Raw genomic sequence first — 23,857 nt, 5'->3', positions numbered from 1 at the left:
GTTAGTCAAAGTTACGTTTAATTGTCAAGAAAGCGGTAAAGGGTCTGCACCCACGTGTCGGGAGTAATCTGTTGCGCGAGTTGGTGGCTTTTGTCGCCCATTAGCACAAGCTGTTCATCACTCAAGGCAGCAATTTTTTCCATGGCTTTTAAAAGGCTCTCTACAGATTGTGTTTTAAACAAAAACCCGTTTTCTCCTTCTCTTAAAAAAGTATCTGCGGCACCAACCGCTTCACTGCAAACAAGCGGAAACCCGGCTGCGGCGAACTCCTGTACCACTACACCCCAGGGTTCTTTTCGGCTCGGCAATACAAAAACACCTGACTGCTCAATCACCTTTCGCAGTTCTTCGGGTTGCAGGAAACCAAAATGCTTGATGCCCTCTGATTGGTCACGTTGTTCAAACTCTGCACCTGTACCGGCGCACCAAAGTTCCCAGGCGTGGTTACCACGTTGGCGGAACTCCTTGAAAGCTTCCCAAAGCTCTTGGGTACCTTTAAAGCTCAGGTAGCGTCCAACGTACAGAAACCTTTTAGGAAAACGATGTGTTTTACCAGACCGGTTTTCTTCATATTGTCTATTGAAGAGTGAAATATCCGCACTGTACGCCCCTGTTTGAATGCGGTTTGCTGCAAATCCAAGTTTTCGGGCGTACTTCACCTGTTTATCTCCCGGAACCCAACAATGGGTAAAGGTGTTCTTGAGGAAAGCACGACTGTACAATGCCGCCATCCATTGCCGCACCCCTCCATGCCATGGGTTATCCAGTCCCAGGATAAACGGTATTTTTTTTGCCAGTACATTTCCGCATTTTAGATATCCCTTATCTCTCCATCCGCTCACCAGCACCAGATCCGGTTTCCACTCAACCAACTCATTTGCAATCTGACTGTCGGACTTCTGATTCCGTTCTACGACCTCAATTTCCGGATTTAGCTTAAGGGCAAACGGTGCTTCTTTGTGTACAGGGTACCTATAAACCCGAATTTCAATGCCACGGTTGGATGCTGCATTCAGACAAGAAACCGTATAAGCGGCCAACTCTGTGTAGAGAATTGCGAATCTCATCTGCTTTTTTGAAACAATGCTTTAATTGGGTCGAAAGATAGTAAGACCGTTTTTGTTCGTTCACTGGCTCATTAAAAAGAAGCTTAGCTATCCCAATTTTTTCGGGGCCTCAGGCATGAGCGTAATACTCGGATTCAGAACTTCATTACGCTCTGGGGCACTGGGCTCTTCTTTCTCTTGCACTTCATCCACTGCACCTTCAGGCTTCAACATAAAACAGAGTGACATCAAAAAAACGGAGGTAAAAGGGTTTAAAGACGCTGCCAGCCAGGACTCATAGTAGCTTGTGAAAATAATCGGGAAAAAATAAGGCAACGCCCAACTGCTGCGACGAGCGGCCACAAAAACAGTTCTGATCATACCTAGCACAAAAAGTGCTAAACCGATGATGCCGGTATCAAGCCACAAAGTGAGGTAAGTGTTGTGAGCATTACCCTGGTGTCCAAGCATGCTGAGCTCATGGTAATCTCTTTTGTATAGAAATTCAGTGTAGCCAAATCCTCCTCCGGTAAAATATACCTTCTCTATCTGAAAAAGTGCATAATCCCATGCTACCTGTCTGCCAGAGCCGGATTCCAGCGTTTCGAGCCGCAGATACTCTTCAAGCCCCAATGCCATGGCAATGATAGGAATTTGTGAAAGCAGCACTTCATATCCAACCACCAGCACAACAAAAACGGCAACAGATGCGATATTGGTAAAATACCTTAACCTGCTAAACAAAATGAACATTAGCATTACAAACAACGAGGTTCGACTTCTGGTAAGTGCAATGCTCATAAGTGCCAAGATCAAAGCAACCAGGAACAAGGTTTTCACTGAAACATTCTTATCCGAGCTTTGGTACAGAATGTAGGCAAGAAGTCCTGTGACCACCACAAACATCCCCAAACCATTGGGATTACCCAACAACCCGCGATACCGCCCCATAAGTTGCACGAAATCGGGGATTAGAACGTAAAGAACAAAACCTATGGACAACACAGCAATCATGTAGAGAAAAAGGTCTGCTGCCAGATCCTTGTTATCCCCCAGTGCCTTCATAAAGTACAATGGCACGGTAAAAAGTATGAGCGCATAAGAAAGCGATTTTTGAAAACCGGTTATCGGATCATTGGCCCACAAGTTGGTTAGCAGAGCATACGCAATAAACGGCAAGAAATACAAGTAAATCTTGGCATACTGGCTCTTGTACGTAGCAAAATTCTTCACAACGTGCAAAAACAAGAATAGCACAACGGCGATTTTGGCCGTGGCAGCGAAGCCGAAAAGCCTTCCTCGGGAATCGCTCATGAGGAGCATGGCCATAAAAGCAATAAGTACCTTGGTGCGGTCTCCTGCTTTTAATAGCGCTAAAAAAGTGATAATCGACCAAACTACCGCAACAATAGAGGGAGTAACAGCAGCAACGAGAGGCCACGAGAAAAGAATCAGATAGAGATCTAAGTTATGAGCGATTTTCTCTCTGATGTTCACAACAAATGCGAGGTTTTACAGCGCCTAAAGCACCTGGTCTGGTCAAAGGTAACGATATTCAATGCGAAATCATTTTGGCGACCAGCATGAATTACAGCTCTTGTAATTGAACCATCTTGCGGAAGCTTTCCGATTGCTGCATGAGTTCATCATAGCTTCCCATTCTTTCAACTCTTCCGTCTTTTAAAAGTACAATCATATCTGCAATCCGCACTGTGGCCAGACGGTGTGCTACCATGATAAATGTAGCCTTGCCTTTGAGCTCCTCCATGCTTTGTTGTACAATCAGTTCATTTTCTGAGTCCAGAGCAGCCGTGGCTTCGTCAAGAATCATCACTTCAACGTCTTTGTAAAACTCGCGGGCTATTGCCAGGCGCTGCTTTTGCCCCCCACTCACCAAGACTCCCCGTGAGCCAAGCGGAGAGTCTTCCTTTTCGCTCAAGCTACCAACAAAATCGTCGATAGCCGCCCTTTTCAAAGCTCGCCAAAACCGCTCAACGTTTGCCGGACTTTTTTCATCCCAAAGGGTAACGTTGTTGAAAATCGAATCGCTAAACATCATTGGCTCCTGGGTGATGTAACCTATCTGTTTTTGATAGGTACGGACATCGCAGTCATGAAGATTCTTCCCGTCTATCAGAATTTCCCCTTTACCGGGTGGTATCAACCCACAAATCAAATTCACCAGCGTGGTTTTTCCACTTCCGCTCTCCCCTACAATGGCAACCGTTTGCCGTATGGCGATTTTCAAATTTATGTTGTGCAGTATGGTGTTTTCATAACCGAAATCCACTGCTTTAACTTCTATGCCTTCCTTAAGGGGCGGCATCGAACCTTTTTCGAAATTCTCCTGGTATTCACCCAACTCGTTGATAAAGGCAGACACATTCTCGAGCGCACCGGTTGAACCAAGGAATGAATTCCATTGTGTTTGAAGCAACATCAGGTAACCCATACCCCGGTATAGAAATAAAAGGCTCAGCATAAACGAAGCCAAACCTCGCCCTAAAAACTTAACTTCGAGAAAGATGACACCTACAATCACCAGCATTACCAGTGGTTCACGACCCGATTCGAGCAATGAGCCAAGCTTGCCAATTTTCTTACTTGTTTCCTCAAGTTCATCAACCCTCCCCTTTACCTTTTCTCCGTAGAAGCTGGCTCTTCCGATTGCCTTAAGGTACTTAAATAGTGCCACTTGCTGAATGAGAAGACTTTGAAACTTATGGCTTATCGCGGTATGTTTACGTGAAAGCTCTTTTGACTTGCGATAAAACGGAAGAAACAGAAAATTGGTAAGCACTCCTCCAATTCCAACCAATAAAGCTAACTCAGCATTGGCCATCAAGGCCAGAAAAAAATAAACGATAAGAATGACCATGTTTTGCAGGCTCAGCAAATAATCTGCAAAGGCACTCACGACCTTACCAATTTCTGCACTCAGGGTATTTTGAATCCGGCCGGCATCTGAACGCACAAAATACTCGTATTTCAACCCTGCAAGTAAATCTATCTGCTGGAATCTGAGCAATTTGGTAAACATGTAGCGCAAGCCAACCCTGTATGTAATCTCAAAATACTTGAGAATTCCTTTGGCACAAAACAACGCAATCATCACAATAAGAACAGATTGAACACTTACATCCAACCCAAACCAGCCAATAAATGAAATGAGAAAACTCAGGTTTCCTAAGTCATCCGGATTAACCGTACCCGATTCAAAACTCTGCAGCAAAGGAAGAAACATAGTCAGACCGAAACCATCCAGAATGGTGGCTACTATGCTGATTAACAAAGCAAATACAATTTTGTATCCCAGGTACTTATGGAAAAATCCGTAGTACCTGAACAGCTTCTTAAAACTGGCGCGGCTCCCGTTCATTGTTTTTACCCGGACAAAGGAACAAAATAACCCACAACGACGCGGGATAATTCGCTTCCTCAATTGATGTCAGCCCAATTACAGGCCGAAAACTTTCATACCTTCGGCGCTCACTCTTGAAGGATGAAGATTGCCCTGCTCACCGATGGAATTTTTCCTGATGTAATGGGAGGTATGCAGAAGCATTCCTACTTCCTGGCCAGGTTTTTATCTCGAAGTGGTGTTGAGGTTGATCTGTACTACACGTCTCCGGATTCATCGCGCGAAACCATTCAAAGCAGGTACACCGAGGATGAAAAATCGCGGATTTACTTCCATCGGGTTGAATTCCCCAAAAGCATCCGGCTTCCAGGGCACTATGTTCGTTCGTCGTGGAAGTATAGCCAGCAACTTTACCGCTTGTTTCTGAAGAATGAGCCACCTGATTTGATTTATGCGCAAGGGCTGACTTGTTGGGCATTTGCAGGTGCAAAGCAACGCGGAAAACTGAACACGCCACTTCTATCCAACCTGCACGGGTTGGAGATGTTTCAGCCGGCCCTCACCACAAGAACAAAACTTGAGCAAAAACTATTACGCGGACCGGCGCGCTTCATTATCCTGCATTCGGATTACTGCTACTCATTGGGCGGCAAGCTCACTGAGATTCTCGGAGCTTTCGTTCCTCAAAACCGAATCATAGTGCAATCTATTGGGCTAGACTCCAAATGGTTGAGCACGGAATCATCCACCGAAAAAAAAGACAACCGCATAACCCGCTTTGTTTTTGTGGGTAGAAATGAGGCCCGAAAAGGGCTTCAATATCTGTTTGAGGCATCAAAGTATCTCGACAATCACTATGCGCATATTGACTTTGTTGGGCCCATTCCGCCCCAGGAGCAGGTATCATCTCCCCTTCACACCTTTCACGGGGCAGTATCTGACGAAGAGCGGCTTAAACAAATTCTTGACGGTTGCGATGTGCTGCTCTGCCCCAGTCTGGCTGAGGGCATGCCCACTGTCATTTTGGAAGCAATGGCCCGCGGACTTGCCGTTATTGCCAGTGATGTAGGCGCCGTAGCCGAATTGGTGAATACAAAAACAGGTTGGCTCATTAAGCCTGGCAGAGTGGATGAATTGGCCGCGGCCATGAAAGACGCTTGCACTGATTTAGCGCTGAGTCAAAAAAAATCTGCTGCTCAACAGCTTATTCGTTCAAGGTTTACCTGGGAAAAGGTTGTGAAGGATACTATATCTGGTTTTGAGGAAATCCTTCGCACTAGAAGTGGTAGTTGATTACCGCGTTTAGGTTCCACATATCTACTCGGTTGATGCGGTATATATCTGCGACGGAGTCGGGGTTGTGAGCTGTTTTGTTCACTGCCAGAAACATCAGCTCCAATCCCTCAAGATAGCCGTGAAAGTGATAGCCCAGGCTGGCTGCAAAATGGTAGTATGAGGGCACGCCATATTTGTTGTGAACAAAATCATCCACGTTGGGCATACGGGTGGTACCCAAAGCAAACATGGTTTTGAGTTGGTCGCGCATTAAACTCTGCTCATAACGCAGATTCAATGCCCACAAATCACCGCTTCCTTCAAAGCGCTCCCGGGGCAAACTGGCATAAAAAACTTCCCGGCCCCATTCCCGCGGAAAAAGAAAACGACCTCTTTCGTCCACGCGCAGCATGTTTACAGTGAGGGTGTGTTTGCGGTTGCTCAGCCCTGCTCTGGCTCCAATCCCAAGACTGGTTTCATCATGACCGATGTATGATTTCATGGGGTCTGAATTCCCGCCATAATGCAAGGGCAGTTGGTAGAAACCCTGCACTCCGGTTACGGCAAACCAGGATCCCTTGCCTATGTTCGCATCCACTTGCCCAAAAACCAGGTTGAAAACATTCTCTGCGGTGTAATTCCAAACCTGCACCGAAGCGTTGGAAACAGGCTTCCACTTTACCCCAAGCATTCCAATTCCCCTGCTGCTGATATTGTCGCGATACTGCGATGGAACACCCAAAGGATTTCGCCCAAACGGATACACCCCAAAAGACGATTCGATGGAATACCAATCAACCGTACCACGCAAGGTAGCGTGCGTGTAAAAGCCGCCCTGAAGCTCCCATTTTTTACCGGTGTAATACAAGGATAGACCACTAAAATGGTTGGGGCGCATGCGGTTGTCCTGGGCATTTAGCAGCGGCGAGTTTACCGTTTGCCTGCCGAACACGGCTCTCAGGTTTTTGTAGCGATAGGCCAGATAAAGATCCTCCAGGCGGTCAAGATCACTGGTATTGTCCAAATCGTTCATATCATAAAGCAAAATCTCGTAACGATTCACGTTTCCGGTCGTTGGGTCAGCCAACCTTATATTTTGCTCATAGAGTTGAAAAGTGAAGAAACCACTGAAGCCTGCCTGAAAACCTTTCCACTCGGGCGTGTGGTAGCCCAGTCCGGCACCAAAAGCGGCGGTACTGTAATCAAGCAGTTCTCCCCGGTTGATGGTGCTCATCCAAAACGACCGGGTATGAATATCGAGTTTTCCACCCATTAAAAACTCCTTCAAAGTCTCCTTGCCACGAGCAGTGGTATCAGGGGAGGACACCTCAGACCTGACATCAAGTACCACAGCGGCCAGCACCAACACAATCAACAGAGGGCGAATCATGGTGCAAAACTACCACGAACACTGCTCAACTATGGTTACCAAGGTTACCAAGCCCACCCTCGTTTACCGCTCCTGAAGTGAATTGCTATTTTTGGCCACCAACGAAGGCCAACTCAAATACTCTCGTGTTTCCGACCTTTCAAAAATTGTTAAACTATCTGTTTGAAGGAAAGCTTCCAGAGCTGTCACCGCCCGGTGTTGCCAAAACCTTCGGCCTGTTGCTGGTTTGTTTAGCTGAATTTCTGCTTATTGTCCTCACTGTTCCCCTCGTTTTTGAAACCAATGATGATGTTGCGATGAATGCTATTGCATCGGGCGCGCGATCGGGTGAACCCCTGGAGTTCTTAATTTTCACACATCTGGTCATAGGAAAGCTGCTTCGATTGTTGTATGAATGGCAGCCTCAAATCAATTGGTACACCTATTATCTGATTGCATCGTTGTGGACCGGATATGCCGCTTTACAATATGCTGTTGCAAGTTTAAAAAGTACAAGGATAGCAGCCATTAACCGCCATCTGCTTCTGTTTCTGTTGGTGGTCTTTACGTTGTTTATTCCCCATTTCACGCGCGTAGCCGCCGTTTGCCTGGCTGGTGGTCTGATGCTCGTATTATTCTCCCGCAAGAACTCGTGGATTCAGTTTACATTGGGTACGGTCCTTATTCTGCTTGGAGCAGCCATCAGACATCAGGTGCTCATCATGTTCGTACTGCTTTCGATACCAATCATTGCACACTTGCTTCACAGGAAATGCTATACCCGGGTACTTTTGTTGGCTATCATCTTCATCGCGGGAGGAATCAGCACGAGGTACCACCTCAATAGCTATGCGCAACACCCGGATTATGGACCATATAAACATTTCAACAACCTGCGCTCCAATATCACAACTACCGATACCCCTCATTTTAACTGGGAGATGCAGGAAGTCTTGATTCGCGAAGTGGGTTGGAGCAAAGACGATTTTGAGGTTGCCGCAAATTTCAACCTCGATCCGGGTCCACCGAGCTTTGAAATGGAGAAAATCGTGTACCTCAACCAACACCTGCGAATAGGGCTTTTGGAGAAAACGTTTTCAAAAACCGCAGTAGCCGAGTTTGTGAATGCCCTCAACAACTTTTTCTCCTCCCTTTCGCAAAAGCGATACTGGATTTTCTTTGCGCTGCTGCTTGCCTGGACCTACTTTAAAGGAAAAACCCTCGTGCGTTGGTTTGCTCTTTATGCGACATACATTTTTGTGATAGGCTATGTATTGGTGATGTACGGAGGTGGCGTGCTTAAACCGTGGGTTCTGTACGGACTCACCCTGCCCCTCTTCATTTTGATTGTGTTGTTGACCGACGTCACTGAGCTGGCCAACAGTTTGGTTGATAAACACAGTACAAAACTTCAGCAAGCAGTTACCGCGCTTGTTACCCTCGGAGTATTGATACCGATATGGGGCCATTTGCGGATTTACCCCACCGCCATTGAAGAGCGTATAGTGCGCGACCAACAGGTGTACGAATTTATTCAAAACCAAAATGAAGCGTTTTTTGTGAATTGGCTTGAACTCAATCACTATCCCTTGTTCTCGTTGCCCTACGCTCTTGAAGGGGCCTACCACCTGGGCTGGACGGCAGGCTCACCCATCAATCAGAACCTGATGGAGCGCTACACGGGCACCGGGCAGCAAAGTGTCTATGCCATCCGCGAACAACCTGTGGTTTGGTATTTTCGTTTGCATCCTGACCAATACTGGAATTTTGGCGAAATAGTAGAAGCTTTTTACCTGCACCATTACCCGGAAGCAAAGGTAACTCGAGAGAACTTCCTCATCAACGAAAAGGACGAAGTGCTGCGTTACACATTTGTTGTACCCGGTACATGACAATCAGGCTTCAGGCGTAGACTTCGTCAATCTAAACCTGAATCCCACATAGAACTCCCTGCCGCGAACCGGCCCCCACACCGAGGATGTGTCAAAATACGGCCCGAAAGGGTCTTGCCACCCCACAATGGGACGCATCTGGCGGAAATCAAAAATATTCTCACAACCCAGGTACCACTCAAACATACCGGTATTTAGCGTAAACTGTGCGTTCACCATCGTAAAGGACTCGGAGAACTCCGGGCGCTGATACAGCTCGGGGTTAGATCCGGTATCGGGCAATCGCTGCTGCCCGTACCAATGGAAGTTCACATCCAGGTGAAATCGCTCCGACCTTGGCTTGTAGCTCCACACTGCCAATAACTTATGTCGCGGATTGAAAGGCAATTCAAAGCGCTCACCTCCAATCATCCGGTACACATCAAGGTAGCCGTAACCCAGCTTCAGTTCCACCACACGATCGTAGCGCACCTGCCACTCTGCCTGATAGGCTCTGGAATAACTCGGACCGGTAAAATTGGAAATAATGGCCATGGTTGGATCTGTGTCGTAGTCCGGAAAAACCTGATTCTGGAATGAGGTGTGGTAAAAATCGGCACTCACAAACCCGTCCCACTTTCCGCTTTCATACTTGTGGGTAAAATTGAGCCCATAATTCAGGGCCTGTTCGGGTTGCAAGTGCTCTTGGAAAATAACATTGCGCGAACTAGCCAGCAAACCAATATTCTCGCTAAACAGGTTGACGGTGCGCCAGCCCATCCCTGCACTTGCGCGTATGCTCGTTCGATCTGAAATGTTGTACTTCAACAATGTGCGAGGCGTTACGCGCGTGCCGAACTCATTGTGCACATCTGCACGAATACCTGCTATCCACGTAAGTTTTTGATTGAGAAAATGTGAGGTATTCTCTGCAAAGACCCCAGGTATGTTTTCGAGCCGGGCGTAGCTACCGGCAAAGGTTCTGCCGGCCAGATCGTTCTCAAGGTCTATGGTCTCCCGCAAATCGAGATGCCTGAAGCTCACACCGTAAATCATGCGTCCGGACAGGCTATAGTCCCATTCGTGCTGTAAATTCAGGTAAGCATTTCGCTGGCTGGCACGATAGCCGAGAAGCCCGAACCAGCTGTCCTGCTCCTGGGCAAATCCAGAAGCGAGCAGTGATAGTCTGCTCCTTTGACTCAAGGTGTAATCCAGTCTCCCAAACAACTCAGGTTGCATCATTTCAACGCGTTGCCCGTAGATTTCCTGCCCTCCTAAACCTTTTTCCGGGTGAAAGTTCATTTGCCCTCCTACGCGCTCTTCATGCAGCAACCTCAGGCCCACCCGGCCACTCCATCCGGGTTTGTCAGCTTCTCCAAACTCAAACCGGTTGTACACCATATAACGTGTGAGTAAAGGCAAATCCATGAACCCATCACCATGCCGATCGGTTCTGTCCGCGGGTTGAACTGTGTGCACCGCCACCAGGTTTCGCCATTTTTTACCCCCAAAAGCTGCGTTGGCATTAAAATGCTTTTCATTGAAACTATTCCAATAGGCGTTTACAAAGAGCTGATCCGTATTAGCCGGACTGCGCGTTTCAACGTTGATTTGACCGCTTATACTCTCAAACCCCTGAACCACGCTGTTGGCCCCTTTGGAGACGTGTATCTGATCGACGATGGTTCCGGGAATTCCGCTGATACCATAGGTATAGCTCAGGCCCTGCACCATAGGCAAGCCGTCTATCAGGATCTGGTTATACACACCCGACAAGCCCAAAATGCGGAGTTCTTTGGAATTGGTAATCACATTGGTGGTTTGGGGCTGCACCGTGGTTTGGGTTTCAAAACATCCGGCAAGGTCGCAACAAGCGGCTTTACCCAATTCGGTTTGGGTAATGGTTTCGGTCTTGATGGGGTTCATTTCTGAGATGTAAACCCCCGGTTTTTCATCCTGAATGATGACTTCACTGAGTTCTGTTGAGGCAACAAGCCGAAAAAGCATATCCGTTTGCCCGGACCAAAAAATGGTGTCCGTTCTAAAGCCGATCATCTGTATGACGATGAACGCACTGTCAGCATCGGACATATCCAGCGTGAAGTCACCTTCGGAATCAGTACTCGTGTGTTTTTGTGTCGCCGGAATAAAAACCACCGCCCCGGGAAGGGGCTCCTCTTTCTCATCCACTACTCGTCCGGCCAGCGTCTGGGCGTTGGATGACAGGTACAGCAAACTACAAAGCAGGGCAAATAAAATAGGTTTCATGGGGAAGAGAGTTAAAATGAACAGTACTCATCGCATCAGTGCGCAACTGAGCGGGGTTCATTTATGCTCTCGGTGGCTGCCAGAAATCTAAAGCTAAGTCCATTGGAACAGACGCCCGGTAAACGAATGAACGCTCCAGTAGGTAGTCTTCCATTAAAAAGCTGGCTTCGGTTGTGTTTCCTGGCATGCAATAACAACAGGTAGCACAAATCTGAAAGGGGTTGCACCCACCTTTGCAATCATTTTCGTCCTGCTCATTTTGACAGGGGTTTTCGCAATTCGTGGCCACCTCAGCAGCACAGGTGCCTGCATTGCACAACATACCTGTAGTGCAAGACCCTTGCGGTTGAAAAACCAGCAGAAGTACAAAACCCAACAGTATGGCAGCCAGGGTACGCATCTTGCACAAATTTAGATTAAAATCACCAACCGTCCAACCGAACTGCGCAGATGGCAACTGCCCTAACAAAATCCAATACATATTGCTACTTTCGCTCTGCAAAACAAAATGCAAATGAAAGCAAGTCTCCCCATCACTTTGTTCGCCCTGTTTGTACTACCTGCTATGTCGCAATCGTTCAGTTACAAGCAGGAAAAGTTCGCGATTACCAAGCATCAAACCGTTAATCTCAGTGAGCAAAGTGCTGAGCCAGACTGGAACGTTTCTGTGCTCAATCTTGAGATGCCTGCGCCCGGAGGAAGTGATTACCGTTCTTTTCTCCGACAACAAAAAGCTGTTCAACGCGAGCTGTACCCGCTTCGGAACAGTAGTTCACAAGGAAGCCAGCGCAGCTCTGTGAGCTCGCCTGATGTTGGTAGAATGTTTGAAGGAAATGCACCCACCTTGAGTGTTCCTTGCGATAATAACATGGCCATTTCCAATGACGGAAAGCTGATTTCTGTGATCAATTCAACCATTTACATCTACGACCTTGTAGAAGACTCGCTTCTGTACGATGCGAACTTCAATACCTTTACCTCCTTTCAATTTGGCACACCGGCAAAGTACGACCCCAAAATCATTTACGACCCGCAGGCAGACCGTTTCTTTTTTACCTTTCTACGAGCCTCAACCCCCAATTTGTCGCTTATCATTTTTGCCGTTTCAGAACCCGGCAACCCCACCGGTGAATGGAGTTTTTATTCCCTGCCAGGAAATCCATTCGATAACAATCGATGGACCGATTACCCTGCCCTTTCACAAAACGCCTCAGACTTTTTTATCACCGCCAACTTTATCATCCCCGGGGAGCCGTGGCAAACCGGCTTTGACGGCTCCATGATCTGGCAAATAGACAAAGAATCGGTGTACAGCGCTGAGGACGATATGGAAGCCGAACTTCTTACCGATTTCACCTGGGGAAATACACTGATACGCAACCTGAATCCTGTAGATGGTGAAGCTTTTTTTGACCGCAACAACATGTACCTTCTTTCGAACCGAAATTTTGCGCTGGAAAACGACACCATTTTTCTGCTGGAAGTAACCAACACACTTGCCAGTGGAGCGGCAGAAGTGACCATCCAGGCGCTCACCTCCTCGCAGCCTTACTACCTGGCACCCGAAGCCCGTCAGGCAAATGACCACATTTTTGACACCAACGACTCCCGCGTACTGGGTGCTGTGCTTTTTGACGACGACAACATCCAGTTTGTGCAAAATTGCCTTGATCCTGAGAGCGGCGTAACGGCCGTGTACCACGGATTTATCGAAAACCTGAGCAGCAGCCCTACCGTTTCAGGCAATATTGTTTCCTTTCCGCAAGATGACCTGGACATTGGCTACCCCAACATTTCCTTGATGGGTACCCACGGTGTAGATCAAAACACACTCCTGTCGTTTGTACATACCGGCCCCACCCATTTTGCAGGCACATCGTGTGTGTATTACGATCATACCCAACAGGATTACAGTGAGCGCATCGTACTGAAGGAAGGAGACAATTACGTGAATGTTCTCAGCGGAACCTACGACCGATGGGGCGATTACTCCGGCTCACAACCGGTGTACGGAACACCCGGAAATGTCTGGATTGCCGGCTCCTTCGGTCTGCCCAACCAAAGACACGGAACATGGTTGGCCGAACTGAGTATCTCCGGACAGTTTGTGAGTGTGCAGGAGCAAAAACCTGCAGAACCTGCCATGCAATTAACCGCCTTCCCCAATCCAATGCGCGACATGTTTTCGCTTGAAATCACGCATGACAGAGCTTTTGTGGCCGATGTTTCGCTTTTTGACATACAGGGTCGCGTGGTTGCACAACTGTACAATGACCGCATCAAAGAAGGACGCAACCTCCTGAGCTTTGACATGGGACATCTTGCAGGTGGCACCTATATCCTAAGGGTGATGAGCGAAAACGGCGAAACGGTTACCGAAAAAGTCATCAAGCGATAGATTTACCGCAAATCACCCAACCAGGCTTTGCACGTTTTCTACACCGAAACCATCACTCCTCAGGGGCTGCTTCTTTCCGAAGAAGAAAGCAGGCACGCCATTAAGGTTTTGCGACTCGAAACCGGCGCACAGGCGCGCATTCTGGACGGAAAAGGAAACATCTACCTGGGTAGCCTGGCGGCTGTACTCAAGAAGCAGTGCGTTTTTAATGTGATTGAAAAACAGAGCCTTCCCAAACGCACAGTGCAACTCACAATGGCCGTTTCACCAACCAAGCAATTAGATCGCTTTGAGTGGTTTTTGGAGAAAGCCACCGAATTGGGTGTGGAGCGAATTGTTCCGCTCATAACCCACCACAGTGAGCGCAAGGTGGTAAAAATTGAGCGCTGCCGTAAAATACTGGTGGCTGCCATGAAACAATCCATGCAGGCCTATCTTCCGGAAATTACCGAAGCCATGTCTTTTAAAAACTTCCTCAAAGAGCAAGGTGGCGTGGACGAAGCGCGCTTTATTGCGCATTGCAGAGCGGATGAGCTCCCACATCTTATGCAGCAGGATCTGGCTGAAACGGTTACCGTTTTGATTGGTCCCGAAGGAGATTTTGACGAAACCGAAGTACAAGCTGCTCTGGCCGCCGGTTTTAAAGCCGTATCTTTGGGCAACGCAAGGTTACGCACCGAAACGGCGGCCATTGCTGCTGTTCACTGCGTGGCGCTCAAGGCCCTATGAAAGCACACAAACTTCTGTTTCTATCGATGTTACCGATTTTTGCAGCGTGTAACCAGGCGCAGATCAACAAGATTTGCGAGCCCGTGCTGGAGCGCAGATTCAACATCGTTTACAACGCTCACTTTTCGGGTGAGTTAGTATTGGACAATGCCTGCGCTGATACTGCGTTGGTGTACGTGGGAGTGCCCGAAGCCCAAAAAGTACTGCCCGGAAGTTTCCGAACCTTTCAGGTTGTGCAGGAGCAGCAGTATCTTGTGGTGGTTCAATGCAATGACAGCTTACTCACCTATCAATTTGTGAATCAATGTCCATGATTATTAGAAATGCTCTTTTTCTTTTGTGCCTGATTGCCATGTCGGCCCATGCCCAAAAGGGCTCTTACCAGTTTGCCGTGCTCAAATACAAGGGCGGTGGCGATTGGTATTCCGACCCGACAGCCGTTCCCAACCTGGTGAAATTCTGCAATGAAGAACTCGGAATGCACATCAACGAAGACGTGGCGGTGGTGGAAGTAGGAAGTCCTGATCTGTTCAACTACCCTTTTGTGCACATGACCGGTCACGGAAACGTGGTGTTCAGTGCCTCCGAAGCCGAAAACCTGCGCACCTACCTGGAAAGCGGAGGGTTTTTACACATTGACGACAACTACGGAATGGATCCATTTATCCGGCCGCAACTGGAACGCGTGTTTCCCGATCAGAAGCTTGTAGAACTTCCGTTTAATCATCCTATTTACAGCCAGCGTTTTCATTTTCCCGACGGTTTGCCTAAAATTCACGAGCACGACGGCAAGCCACCACAGGGCTTCGGCCTTTTTCACGACGGACGCCTGGTGCTGTACTACACTTACGAAACCGACCTCAGCGACGGTTGGGAAGACGCCGAAGTACATGGAAATACGGAAGAAACCCGTTTGAAGTCTTTGAAAATGGGCGCCAATATTGTGCAGTATGTGTTCAATAAGGCGAGTTTGAATTAAACGCAGCGTGCCTGACGTTGTCAAAATTCAAACTTTGTTAATTGTCCATGCACCCACCTTTAATATAGCCCCTGTTTTTTAGTTTTGCGACTTCCTTAAAAATGAATCGAATCTGCACCCGTTTGTACTTCACTGATGCCATCCGAAGTTTGATTACTGGTTTTATCCGGGTGAAATCGATTTCAAAAGCCTGTATTTCAATCACTCTCCTATTCTTGTCCCACGCTGTGCCGTCCAGTGCACAGTCTGGAAAGTCAGAAAAACTCTATGAAGGTTATTATGCATTGAAAACAGGCTGGGAGGGGCATGCCCAGTTCGCCTACAAAGTGGAAAGAAACGATACAATCTACCACGGCCCATTTCGTTTCGATGCCACTAAAAGAGCTCCTGAAAATGAGAACAACCTTCTCGGAGTATCCTATGCCGGCAGTTACCTTGATGGGAACAAATCGGGTAATTGGGAGTTCAGTTTTAAAAACTTCACAGTAAGTCCTGGTTTTGCCATAAGGGGCTATCAGTTGGTGAAAGAAGCCGACGGCGAAGACTTTGTTGTTTCGGCCAAATTTGAAAAAGGAAAAGCCCAGGGGAAGTGGAACATCGCACTCAATCGCATTAAAGCAAGCCAGATTTCCGACACTATTTTTCAATCCGAAGCTTTCTTCCACAAAGGGCGCTTTGCAAAAGAATTCAAAGGAAAAAAAGGCGAGCTCAGAATTACAGGAGGTTTCAACGATTTGGGGCAATTAGATGGGCTTTGGCGCTTTAAAAGAGGACAAAGAGGCGAACTAGCTCTAGACGAAGTACGGGTATACCAAAATGGGCTTTTGGTGGAACACTATTTCGAGAAAAACAATGAGCGCTTTAATGTCGAACACAGAGGAATTCATCTGAGTGCAGATCTTTCTGAAAATCATGTATCAGAAGTCGCTGTGGGTAAATTGTATTTCAAAATCCTTGAATTTTCCGCTATTGGTTTTCAGCCGTCTGCAAACGAAGAAAAGATTACAGGAGAAACCAGCTCTGAACTGATTTCCTACTTCAATCTGGGATTCAGCAAATTTCTGACCTCATTCAGTGACTTTGATAGTATTCCGGTTTGGAGTGCACTGAGCGGTAGTGACGAGCCTGTAATGCCTGTCGTAAAAGTCACCATATACCCTATGAATGCTGAAGAAGAAGGTAAAAGGAACGAACTTAAAAAACTGTTGAGTGATTCTGAAAATCTCATCCACCGCTTTCAACAAAACAGTCTTTTAGAGGTTGGGCGACACGCTCACAAAGAAATCGCACTGTACGCCCGTGTCATTGAAATTTTTGAAGAAACCCTGTCCGTGTTAAGACCCTGCGTAAAGATTGTTACAGATGACGCCTTTCTCTATCTGGACCGCAACAACCTTATGCCACACATCACTCCGGAAATTGAATACCAGGCGGCTGTTAACTTTGAAGTGAAAGGAAAGCCGGAAAGCGAGACTTTTGATTTTCCCAAAGCGTTGTTAAACAACGATGCGAACCTTCATAATTTGCACCATCATCTTGAGCGCACTCGGGATATTCTCATTAACCTCAACAACAGTACCGAAGAAATACTCGAACGCTACAAACTGGAAGGAGAACTAACCGAGCGCGAAGAGCGTCTTGTTGAAAAACGTGACTCTGTGTTGGCTTTTTTCAAAAATCAGGCAGGAAGGGATGATTTTAACCGGTTTCACGAACGCATTGCAGAAGCCATGACAAGCATGGCGACTGAAGAGTTTAAGCGGTATGCACGACTCGATATTGACCAAAAGATAGACGAAATCAAAGCTGTACAGAAATGTTACCGCGAGGCTATTGAAGCGTATGAGATGATAGAGCGTATTCCTCTGAGAATTGAAAGACTCGAAGAGATTTATACCCGCAGCGTGTGGAATGCCTACACCTTTACCTATATGGACGAAAGAATCAAAGAACGTTTGTATCGCGTGTATGAAAATACGCTGCTTCCCTTGGTGCTTGACGATATGATGACCAACGCAGAATGCGGCAGACTACAAGAAAAGCAACAAAACATGGTGAATCTCTACCAGCGTATGGTTGAGTTACGCGATCAGGACACGCGTGAAATGGAGAGACAACTCCGCAGAGTTTCTGACCCTGAAGAAATCATGCAAATCATCTCATTGAACCTTAACCTGAATTAATTCGTGGATTCCAGAGGAGTACTTCCGCAAACCCGTTTGATGTGTTTCTTGCAAAGAGGCCTGCTCTTTGTCGCATTTGCGATACTGATGTTCACCAATCACTCTTATGCGCAGGACCCCGAGTTCAACATACCCGATGGAGCACGTTTTGAAGACCCCGGAACCCTGGTGTGGTTAGGAACCTACACCACCATCAGACTGGGAGACAAACTGTACTACGAGGCACAGCACCACTACCGGCGGTCCAACTACGATGGAACTCCATGGGTGGGCCGAATGGCACAAATTTATAACCGCCACGCAATCACCTATAAGTTTTCAGACCGCTTTATCTTTACCGTTGGGCCCGTATTGAGATTAAACTTCACTCCAGAACCCGGCAACGAAGATTTTGAAGAATTAACGCTCGAGCCCCGTATATGGCACGAGTACAGTTTTCCCATGAAAGGAAAGCTCGGCCGAAAGGACTTTGTACTTCAACACCGAATCCGAATAGAACATCGATGGAACCGAAACAATCGCATAGGCGCTGATTGGGTGTATCGCGACCGGTGGAGATACCGCTTGCTTTTTAAAATCCCAATCAACGGGCCCACCTTTAAGCCTGGAGTGTTTTACGCAGATGTTATCAATGCAGAAATTATTATGCAAAGCGGAAAAGTTGTTACAGATGCACCTCTTGAGGATTTGCGTATTTACCCTTCAATTGGATATATTCTCAGCACCAAAGTGGCCATCTCTGCAGGCCTCATGTACACCTTGGGGCAACGTGTGGGGCGTGGATATGACTACCGCCAGCGCTACGTGGCACGTATCAATCTATGGTGGACACCCGACTTGCGGAAATTTGAGAACAGAATTCCCGAATCGCGAGTTTTCGATTAAGGTCATAGCGTGTCAGGCGCAGACCCGCTATTCTTAGTACCTTTGCGGAAGCATAAAACATCATACTTATTTCCCACATGTCACATCCTCATCAGTCTTCCCAAAACCTATGGCAAAACAAGAAATTTGTTGGTTGGTTTATCATCCTGTCTCTAATTGCACTGGTCATGTTCGGAATGTTTATGTGGGCATTGGGGCAAAACAAAACCATTGCCGAGCGCATTAAAACGCAACAGGAAGAAACAGCCAGAATAGAGGGTAGCCTGCAGCGTCTGGATCATCTTAATCGTGCTGATGAAACCTTGATTTTGGAGGGTAACTATGAGAAAGCGCTTGAGCAGTATCAGAACATTTTGTCTGTGGGAGACAACGCGCTCGTTGCCCGTGTTGATGCACGTATCGAGCATATTGAAAACATGCTCGAAATGCAGAAAAGCACCAACGAAACCAAAGTAGATCCCAGAGACTTTTTGTTGTCGAAGCAACGTGAAAATATAACACAGCTTGAAGCCGCCGTAGATAGTCTCACAGGGCGGTTAAAAGAGGTGGGAACACACATGAATTCCGAAAAAGAAGAACTGGTAGCACAACTGGCAAAGAAAGAGAAAGAGTTACAAAAAGTATCTAAAGTACAGGTAATCACCTTTAACAGCCCAAGAGGTCACAAAATCCACTACCTGGGCGAAGTAGAAAACGGCAAAGCCAATGGTGGTGGCGTAGGTATCTGGACCACAGGCAGTATTTACCGCGGAAACTGGAAAAACAACCTGAGACACGGTGAAGGAACCTTTGAATGGGTGGACGGTGAAAAATACGTGGGGAGCTACGTAAATGGTGTGCGCGAAGGTCAGGGAACCTACTACTGGCCCAATGGCGACCGCTACGAAGGTGAGTGGAAAAACGACCGCCGTAACGGCTTTGGCACGCTATACGATATGGACAGCGCGGTGCGGTACAAAGGTCAGTGGAAAGACGACAAACCGACCGAAAAGTAGCGTTTAGTCCCGCACACAGCGAATCGAAAACCCGCTCATTTTATCGTCATTCTCCCGAAAAATGCCCGTGCGCGAAGCGTGTAGAACATAATAGAAAGCGAAACTCGGGCTTTTGGATGTGGTGCTCCAAAACACAGCCACCCTTCCCTGACCGGTAAAACCGCTCTGCCCTCCTCTGCCGCCGGCAGCCAATGCATTAAAACCACTTTCATTGTTCCCATTTCCTTGCTGCTCCCAGCCAGAGGACGATTTTAACCGAATACCTGATTGGGTAAGCCCACCCTGACTTTCAGACAAAGCCTGCCACTCTTCATCAGACGGAACGTGCCATCCTTCCGGGGCAAGGCCACGCGGATCGGTTGCTGCATACCAATTGTACAAACGCCCAAAACGGTCGGCCATCTTCGGGTCATTGTTGAAATAGCACCATGCAGGCTGACCTGACTCACCAGCTTTGCGCCACTCATCGGCTGATTTAACCTCCGGGATGGGGTCGCCATTGCTGAAGGTAGCCACGTTGAGGTTAGAGGCCGTCCATAGCTGGTTGCCGATTTCAACCACCTCCAGCACATTGCCATCCTGGTCGGTCATTTCCTGCGGCCCACAAGCGGCCAAAACAAGTGAAAAAGCGCATAACGGAATCAATCTGGTGATTTTCATAGTGTACAAAATTTGCGATGCCTCAATGATACAAAATCCGCCAAAACCAATGAAACAAGCCCAACGAAAGCTATCTTTCGCCCATCATCCAACACCAAAGATCTATGCGTATTGTTCAAACTGCCGTATTGCTCATCATCGCGATCATCATTGTGCCCATCTTTACCTATTACTTCGGGACACCACTGGGCTGGCACGAACAACAGGCTTTACAAACGTTGCTGATCATTGCAGGAATTTCGGCTGCGCTCTGTTTCATTCTGGGCGAAGTAACCGGAAACAACAGCCAGGTAGATAAACTCTGGAGTGTTCTACCTCCCATCTACGTGTGGGTAGTGGCTGCTCATGGTGATTTTTCGCCGAGGCTGGTACTTATGGCGGTGCTTGTTGCGCTTTGGGGTGCACGCCTCACCTACAACTTCTCCCGCCACGGAGCCTACAAATGGAAGTTCTGGACGGGTAAGGAAGACCACCGCTGGGAAGTACTCCGAAAAAAGCCCGAATTTCAGCCGCGCTGGAAGTGGAGCCTTTTCAACCTCTTTTTTATCTCGGCTTATCAAAACGCGCTCATCCTTCTCTTTACCCTGCCTTCGTTGGTGGTGCTGCAATTCAATCCGGATGAAATCGGCTTGATAGACGCCCTATTGGCCATTGTATTTCTGGGATTTCTGGTATTTGAAACCGTGGCCGACAACCAACATTGGGCCTTTCAAAGTGCCAAGTGGGGCAAAATCAATCGCGGAGAAAAACTCACCGGTGATTACGCCAAAGGTTTTCTCGATAAAGGTCTGTGGTCGCTGAGCAGACATCCCAACTATTTCGCTGAACAAGCTATTTGGGTCACATTCTACTTTTTCAGCGTGGTGGCCACAGGCGAATGGTTCAACTGGAGCATCGCAGGAGCTTTGTTGCTCATCATTCTCTTTCAGGGAAGCGCCCAGTTTGGTGAAGAAATCAGCGCCGGCAAGTACCCCCAATACAGCGATTACCAGAAACGGGTGAATCGCTTTCTCCCTTTTCCCGGGAAGAAGAGCTAAATACTCGTCGTTTTTGTGATTTTTCGGGTATAGCTCACAGGTGTTTTTACACCCTTTTTCGCCTTCGCTCATTTCTACAGCGAAAATTTTCTGATTTTTTTTCAGGTCTTTATTATTGATTTCATGCGACTTAAGCTGCGCATGACATCATGGTCAAAAAAAAATATGGTACTTTGTATTGCATAGTACATTTTTTAGTCCATATCTTTGCCTCAGCAACTACTATAAGAAATCACTTTTCAAACAACCCAAAAAAAGAACACAATGAAAAAACTGATGATTTTGCTCGTAATGGCAGGAAGCCTGATGAGCGCCAAGGCCGAAACCACTGTTCAAGATCCGGTGGAAAATGTTTCAAAAGCCATTACCGAAAAGGTTAAGGTGCCTGAGCATCTCAAGCGCCGCGACTTTTCTGAAAAGGTTGAAGCCACAATCAAGCTTCACCCTGAAGGCCAGATTGAAGTGCTTGAGTTGAACACGAATGATCGCACACTTTCGCGATACATACGCGAGCAGCTTGAGGAAATCAACCTGCCGGGTCTCGCGGTTCGCGCCCTCACCTTCACCACCCGATTCACCCTGAAAGTACTGTAAGCATGAACATCGAAAATACAAAAGCCCAGATGCGCAAAGGTGTGCTGGAGTATTGTATTCTTTCGATACTGGCCCGCGAAGAAGCGTATCCTTCAGAAATCATTGACACCCTCAAGGAAGGGAAACTCATGGTGGTTGAAGGAACGCTTTACCCCCTGCTTACCCGGCTCAAAAACATGGGTGTTCTCACCTATCGCTGGGAAGAATCGCGCAGCGGTCCACCCCGAAAGTATTACAAGCTCACCGAACTGGGGCACACCTTTTTGAAAGAGCTCGACGACACCTGGAAAGAACTGGAGCAAGCCGTACAACTAACCACACGGAAAACCAAGTAACATGAAGAAGACCATATCAATCAATATCAGTGGGTTTGCCTTTATCATTGAAGAGGAAGCCTACGCACAACTCAAAAAGTACCTGGATACCATTCGGAGCTACTTTACCACTGCCGATGGCGTGGATGAAATCATGACGGACATCGAAATCCGCATTGCCGAAATTTTTCGTGAGCGCCTCGACAGCAAACGAGAGGTGGTTGACAGTACCGACGTAGATCACGTAATCAGCATATTGGGTAAGCCCGAAGCCTTTGTGGACGGTGAGGAATCTACCCATGATACGTTCACCTCGCAGCAAAGCAGCTCAACCCGAAAAAAGAACAGGAGGCTCTTTCGCGATGGAGACCGAAAAACCATTGGTGGTGTAGCTTCTGGGATTGCCGCCTATTTTGGAGTCGATCCGGTATGGGTGCGCCTGCTCTTCGTAGTGCTCGCCATTGGTGGATTGTCGGGAGTTCCGATTTACATCATCCTGTGGATTATCATGCCCGAAGCACGCACCGCCGCCGAAAAGCTCGAAATGCACGGTGAGCCGGTAACGGCCGAAAACATCGGGAAAAAAGTCAACGAGACCTTTGAGAGCGTAAAAAAAAACGTCGGTGACCTCGCCGATTCCGAAAAAGCCGCACGCGTAAGCAGAGATGCCCGCAACGGAATTGAATCGTTCTTTGTTTTTCTGGGTAAGCTGATTTTGCTGCTGTTACGCGCCATTGTGAAAATTGTTGGGGTACTGCTGATTTTCATCACGGTGATTGTGCTGGTATCACTCCTGGCTGCATTTATGGGATTGGGTTCCTTTCAATTGATAACGGTAGGCAGCAGCCAATTTCCCATCCATATGTTGCACCAGATAGGCGCACTGGCCATATCACCTCCCGGGGCCTGGCCATTCCTGTTTATTGCATCCATTGTGGTTGTGGGGCTGCCTCTGCTGGGCCTGATGTACACCGGAATCCACATTCTTTTTGGGCTCAAATGGAAGGTTCGCGGCGTGGGAGCCGGGCTGTTTATCATTTGGCTTTTGGGACTCGGCCTATTGATTTTTACAGGTATCTCAACCGGGCGCGACTTTCAGAAGAGCCAGAAGATTACAGAATCAGTTCCACTGAGAGAAGTTCCGGGAGATACGCTTCACATACGCGCCTTGCCCGACATTTTCTTTGAACGCTACGATGATGACGATGATTTTGCCGATTTGATTCGCATCGAATCCGACAAGATTGTGCTCGGAACCATGCGCCTCAATATTGTGGAGCACGCGCGCGACACGGTGTTTGAGGTGGTCGTAACCCGCACAGCCAACGCGTCGGACAAGCAGTTGGCTCACCGCCGGGCGGAGCAGATTTCGTACTCCTACCAAATCAGTGGCAATGAATTGAGCCTTCAGCCTTACATTGAGTTTCCGCGCGAGAGCCTGATTCGCAACCAGCGTGTAAAAGTTGAAGTGCGTGTACCTCCCGGGAAATCGGTGTACCTCGACCCCTCGTTGAGCAATCTGCTGTACGACGTTAAAAACGTGAGTAACACCTATGATCGCGACATGGCGGGCCACACCTGGACCATGCTCTCGGACGGACTTACCTGCCTGCAGTGCGATTCGCTGCGATGATGATTACACTGCCCAAACGCCGGTGATTTTGATGATTCGCAACAAGTTTTGAAATCCGCGTTGGGTCTGCAGCCCGCCTTTGCCCCCTGTGGTGAAGGCGGGTTTTTTTTGGTTCATTCTTTTTGTCATTTCGACCGGAGTGCTCAGGAACGAAGCACGGAGTAGCCTGCCCCGAAGAATTTCGGGGGAGAAATCTCATTCAGTTCACACTTTTATCTCATAATAGATTTCTCCGCTACGCAACTCCTGCCGTCGTTGCT

Annotated in this window: 20 protein-coding genes; 13 read left to right on the top strand and 7 right to left on the bottom strand. The window is 47.7% G+C overall.

The features are described 5' to 3' along the window. Positions 1–17: 17 nt before the first annotated feature. The 3 genes from EA392_11535 to EA392_11525 all read right to left on the bottom strand — a co-directional run bounded on the left by EA392_11535 (position 18) and on the right by EA392_11525 (position 4,425). Positions 18–1,067 carry a glycosyltransferase gene (locus tag EA392_11535; protein ID TVR37936.1) on the bottom strand — a complete coding sequence of 350 codons (1,050 nt, stop codon included), beginning with the start codon at positions 1,065–1,067 and terminating at the stop codon, positions 18–20. Positions 1,068–1,154: 87 nt separating this feature from the next. Further along, complete coding sequence (locus tag EA392_11530) at positions 1,155–2,543, bottom strand: O-antigen ligase family protein (protein TVR37935.1); 1,389 nt, start codon at positions 2,541–2,543, stop codon at positions 1,155–1,157. A 91-nt stretch (positions 2,544–2,634) separates the two neighbouring features. Further along, positions 2,635–4,425 carry an ABC transporter ATP-binding protein gene (locus EA392_11525; protein ID TVR37934.1) on the bottom strand — a complete coding sequence of 597 codons (1,791 nt, stop codon included), beginning with the start codon at positions 4,423–4,425 and terminating at the stop codon, positions 2,635–2,637. 123 nt (positions 4,426–4,548) lie between these two features. Between EA392_11525 and EA392_11520 the strand changes: the two genes are divergently transcribed. Continuing rightward, on the top strand, positions 4,549–5,700 hold the full coding sequence (locus tag EA392_11520) for a glycosyltransferase family 1 protein (GenBank protein TVR37933.1): 1,152 nt from the start codon (positions 4,549–4,551) through the stop codon (positions 5,698–5,700). Here EA392_11520 and EA392_11515 read toward each other — a convergent pair. Continuing rightward, positions 5,684–7,072: an outer membrane porin, OprD family gene (locus EA392_11515; GenBank protein ID TVR37932.1), complete on the bottom strand. Its 1,389-nt coding sequence runs from the start codon at positions 7,070–7,072 to the stop codon at positions 5,684–5,686. The two genes, EA392_11520 and EA392_11515, sit on opposite strands and share 17 nt — an antisense overlap. 125 nt (positions 7,073–7,197) lie before the next feature. Between EA392_11515 and EA392_11510 the strand changes: the two genes are divergently transcribed. After that, positions 7,198–8,943: a hypothetical protein gene (locus EA392_11510; protein ID TVR37931.1), complete on the top strand. Its 1,746-nt coding sequence runs from the start codon at positions 7,198–7,200 to the stop codon at positions 8,941–8,943. A gap of 3 nt (positions 8,944–8,946) precedes the next feature. On the opposite strand, the gene EA392_11505 is transcribed toward EA392_11510, so the two are convergent. Next, on the bottom strand, positions 8,947–11,190 hold the full coding sequence (locus tag EA392_11505; GenBank protein TVR37930.1) for a TonB-dependent receptor: 2,244 nt from the start codon (positions 11,188–11,190) through the stop codon (positions 8,947–8,949). 61 nt (positions 11,191–11,251) lie between these two features. Then, complete coding sequence (locus EA392_11500) at positions 11,252–11,671, bottom strand: hypothetical protein (GenBank protein ID TVR37929.1); 420 nt, start codon at positions 11,669–11,671, stop codon at positions 11,252–11,254. Between the two features lie 27 nt (positions 11,672–11,698). On the opposite strand from EA392_11500, the gene EA392_11495 reads away from it, so the two are divergent. The 7 genes from EA392_11495 to EA392_11465 all read left to right on the top strand — a co-directional run bounded on the left by EA392_11495 (position 11,699) and on the right by EA392_11465 (position 19,359). Then, positions 11,699–13,588, top strand: coding sequence for a T9SS C-terminal target domain-containing protein (locus EA392_11495; protein ID TVR37928.1), 1,890 nt, complete (start codon positions 11,699–11,701; stop codon positions 13,586–13,588). Between the two features lie 51 nt (positions 13,589–13,639). Then, positions 13,640–14,317 (top strand): 16S rRNA (uracil(1498)-N(3))-methyltransferase, encoded by a 678-nt coding sequence (locus tag EA392_11490; protein TVR37950.1) that lies wholly within the window; start codon positions 13,640–13,642, stop codon positions 14,315–14,317. Then, entirely contained in the window at positions 14,314–14,631 is a 318-nt protein-coding gene (locus EA392_11485; protein ID TVR37927.1) for a hypothetical protein, read from the top strand. Before EA392_11490 ends, EA392_11485 begins: the two co-directional genes overlap by 4 nt. Next, positions 14,628–15,296, top strand: a complete 669-nt coding sequence (locus tag EA392_11480) for a DUF4159 domain-containing protein (GenBank protein ID TVR37926.1) — start codon at positions 14,628–14,630, stop codon at positions 15,294–15,296. The genes EA392_11485 and EA392_11480 overlap by 4 nt, the downstream gene beginning before the upstream one ends. Positions 15,297–15,397: 101 nt before the next feature. Next, positions 15,398–17,479, top strand: coding sequence for a hypothetical protein (locus tag EA392_11475; GenBank protein TVR37925.1), 2,082 nt, complete (start codon positions 15,398–15,400; stop codon positions 17,477–17,479). A 39-nt stretch (positions 17,480–17,518) separates the two neighbouring features. After that, entirely contained in the window at positions 17,519–18,364 is an 846-nt protein-coding gene (locus EA392_11470) for a DUF2490 domain-containing protein (protein ID TVR37924.1), read from the top strand. Positions 18,365–18,441: 77 nt separating this feature from the next. Continuing rightward, entirely contained in the window at positions 18,442–19,359 is a 918-nt protein-coding gene (locus EA392_11465) for a hypothetical protein (protein ID TVR37923.1), read from the top strand. Positions 19,360–19,362: 3 nt separating this feature from the next. Here the strand turns inward: EA392_11465 and EA392_11460 are convergent, their stop codons facing one another. Then, a complete protein-coding gene (locus EA392_11460; protein ID TVR37922.1) occupies positions 19,363–20,019 on the bottom strand; it encodes a hypothetical protein in 657 nt (218 codons plus the stop codon). Positions 20,020–20,123: 104 nt separating this feature from the next. Here EA392_11460 and EA392_11455 point away from each other — a divergent pair, with 104 nt between their 5' ends. The 4 genes from EA392_11455 (at position 20,124) to EA392_11440 (ending at position 23,597) form a co-directional block, all read left to right on the top strand. Further along, entirely contained in the window at positions 20,124–21,056 is a 933-nt protein-coding gene (locus EA392_11455; GenBank protein ID TVR37921.1) for a DUF1295 domain-containing protein, read from the top strand. 264 nt (positions 21,057–21,320) lie between these two features. Beyond that, entirely contained in the window at positions 21,321–21,650 is a 330-nt protein-coding gene (locus EA392_11450) for a hypothetical protein (GenBank protein TVR37920.1), read from the top strand. Between the two features lie 2 nt (positions 21,651–21,652). Further along, a complete protein-coding gene (locus EA392_11445) occupies positions 21,653–21,985 on the top strand; it encodes a PadR family transcriptional regulator (GenBank protein TVR37919.1) in 333 nt (110 codons plus the stop codon). A 1-nt stretch (position 21,986) separates the two neighbouring features. Further along, the gene (locus EA392_11440) at positions 21,987–23,597 is read left to right on the top strand and encodes a PspC domain-containing protein (protein TVR37918.1); all 1,611 of its coding nucleotides are present in this window, start codon (positions 21,987–21,989) and stop codon (positions 23,595–23,597) included. Positions 23,598–23,857: the final 260 nt, after the last annotated feature.

This window comes from Cryomorphaceae bacterium, from assembly GCA_007695365.1.
GTDB lineage: Bacteria > Bacteroidota > Bacteroidia > Flavobacteriales_D > SKUL01 > SKUL01.
This window is presented reverse-complemented; position numbering and strand designations above follow the sequence as displayed.

What these genes read in the sequence shown, in the direction of transcription:
- EA392_11440 (TVR37918.1), top strand. Translation starts at nt 21,987, where the DNA reads ATGAAGAAGACCATATCAATCAATATCAGTGGGTTTGCCTTTATCATT.
- EA392_11505 (TVR37930.1), bottom strand. Translation starts at nt 11,190, where the DNA reads ATGAAACCTATTTTATTTGCCCTGCTTTGTAGTTTGCTGTACCTGTCA.
- EA392_11455 (TVR37921.1), top strand. Translation starts at nt 20,124, where the DNA reads ATGCGTATTGTTCAAACTGCCGTATTGCTCATCATCGCGATCATCATT.
- EA392_11460 (TVR37922.1), bottom strand. Translation starts at nt 20,019, where the DNA reads ATGAAAATCACCAGATTGATTCCGTTATGCGCTTTTTCACTTGTTTTG.
- EA392_11520 (TVR37933.1), top strand. Translation starts at nt 4,549, where the DNA reads ATGAAGATTGCCCTGCTCACCGATGGAATTTTTCCTGATGTAATGGGA.
- EA392_11525 (TVR37934.1), bottom strand. Translation starts at nt 4,425, where the DNA reads ATGAACGGGAGCCGCGCCAGTTTTAAGAAGCTGTTCAGGTACTACGGA.
- EA392_11515 (TVR37932.1), bottom strand. Translation starts at nt 7,072, where the DNA reads ATGATTCGCCCTCTGTTGATTGTGTTGGTGCTGGCCGCTGTGGTACTT.
- EA392_11470 (TVR37924.1), top strand. Translation starts at nt 17,519, where the DNA reads ATGTGTTTCTTGCAAAGAGGCCTGCTCTTTGTCGCATTTGCGATACTG.
- EA392_11465 (TVR37923.1), top strand. Translation starts at nt 18,442, where the DNA reads ATGTCACATCCTCATCAGTCTTCCCAAAACCTATGGCAAAACAAGAAA.
- EA392_11495 (TVR37928.1), top strand. Translation starts at nt 11,699, where the DNA reads ATGCAAATGAAAGCAAGTCTCCCCATCACTTTGTTCGCCCTGTTTGTA.
- EA392_11535 (TVR37936.1), bottom strand. Translation starts at nt 1,067, where the DNA reads ATGAGATTCGCAATTCTCTACACAGAGTTGGCCGCTTATACGGTTTCT.
- EA392_11445 (TVR37919.1), top strand. Translation starts at nt 21,653, where the DNA reads ATGAACATCGAAAATACAAAAGCCCAGATGCGCAAAGGTGTGCTGGAG.
- EA392_11500 (TVR37929.1), bottom strand. Translation starts at nt 11,671, where the DNA reads ATGTATTGGATTTTGTTAGGGCAGTTGCCATCTGCGCAGTTCGGTTGG.
- EA392_11480 (TVR37926.1), top strand. Translation starts at nt 14,628, where the DNA reads ATGATTATTAGAAATGCTCTTTTTCTTTTGTGCCTGATTGCCATGTCG.
- EA392_11475 (TVR37925.1), top strand. Translation starts at nt 15,398, where the DNA reads ATGAATCGAATCTGCACCCGTTTGTACTTCACTGATGCCATCCGAAGT.
- EA392_11485 (TVR37927.1), top strand. Translation starts at nt 14,314, where the DNA reads ATGAAAGCACACAAACTTCTGTTTCTATCGATGTTACCGATTTTTGCA.
- EA392_11450 (TVR37920.1), top strand. Translation starts at nt 21,321, where the DNA reads ATGAAAAAACTGATGATTTTGCTCGTAATGGCAGGAAGCCTGATGAGC.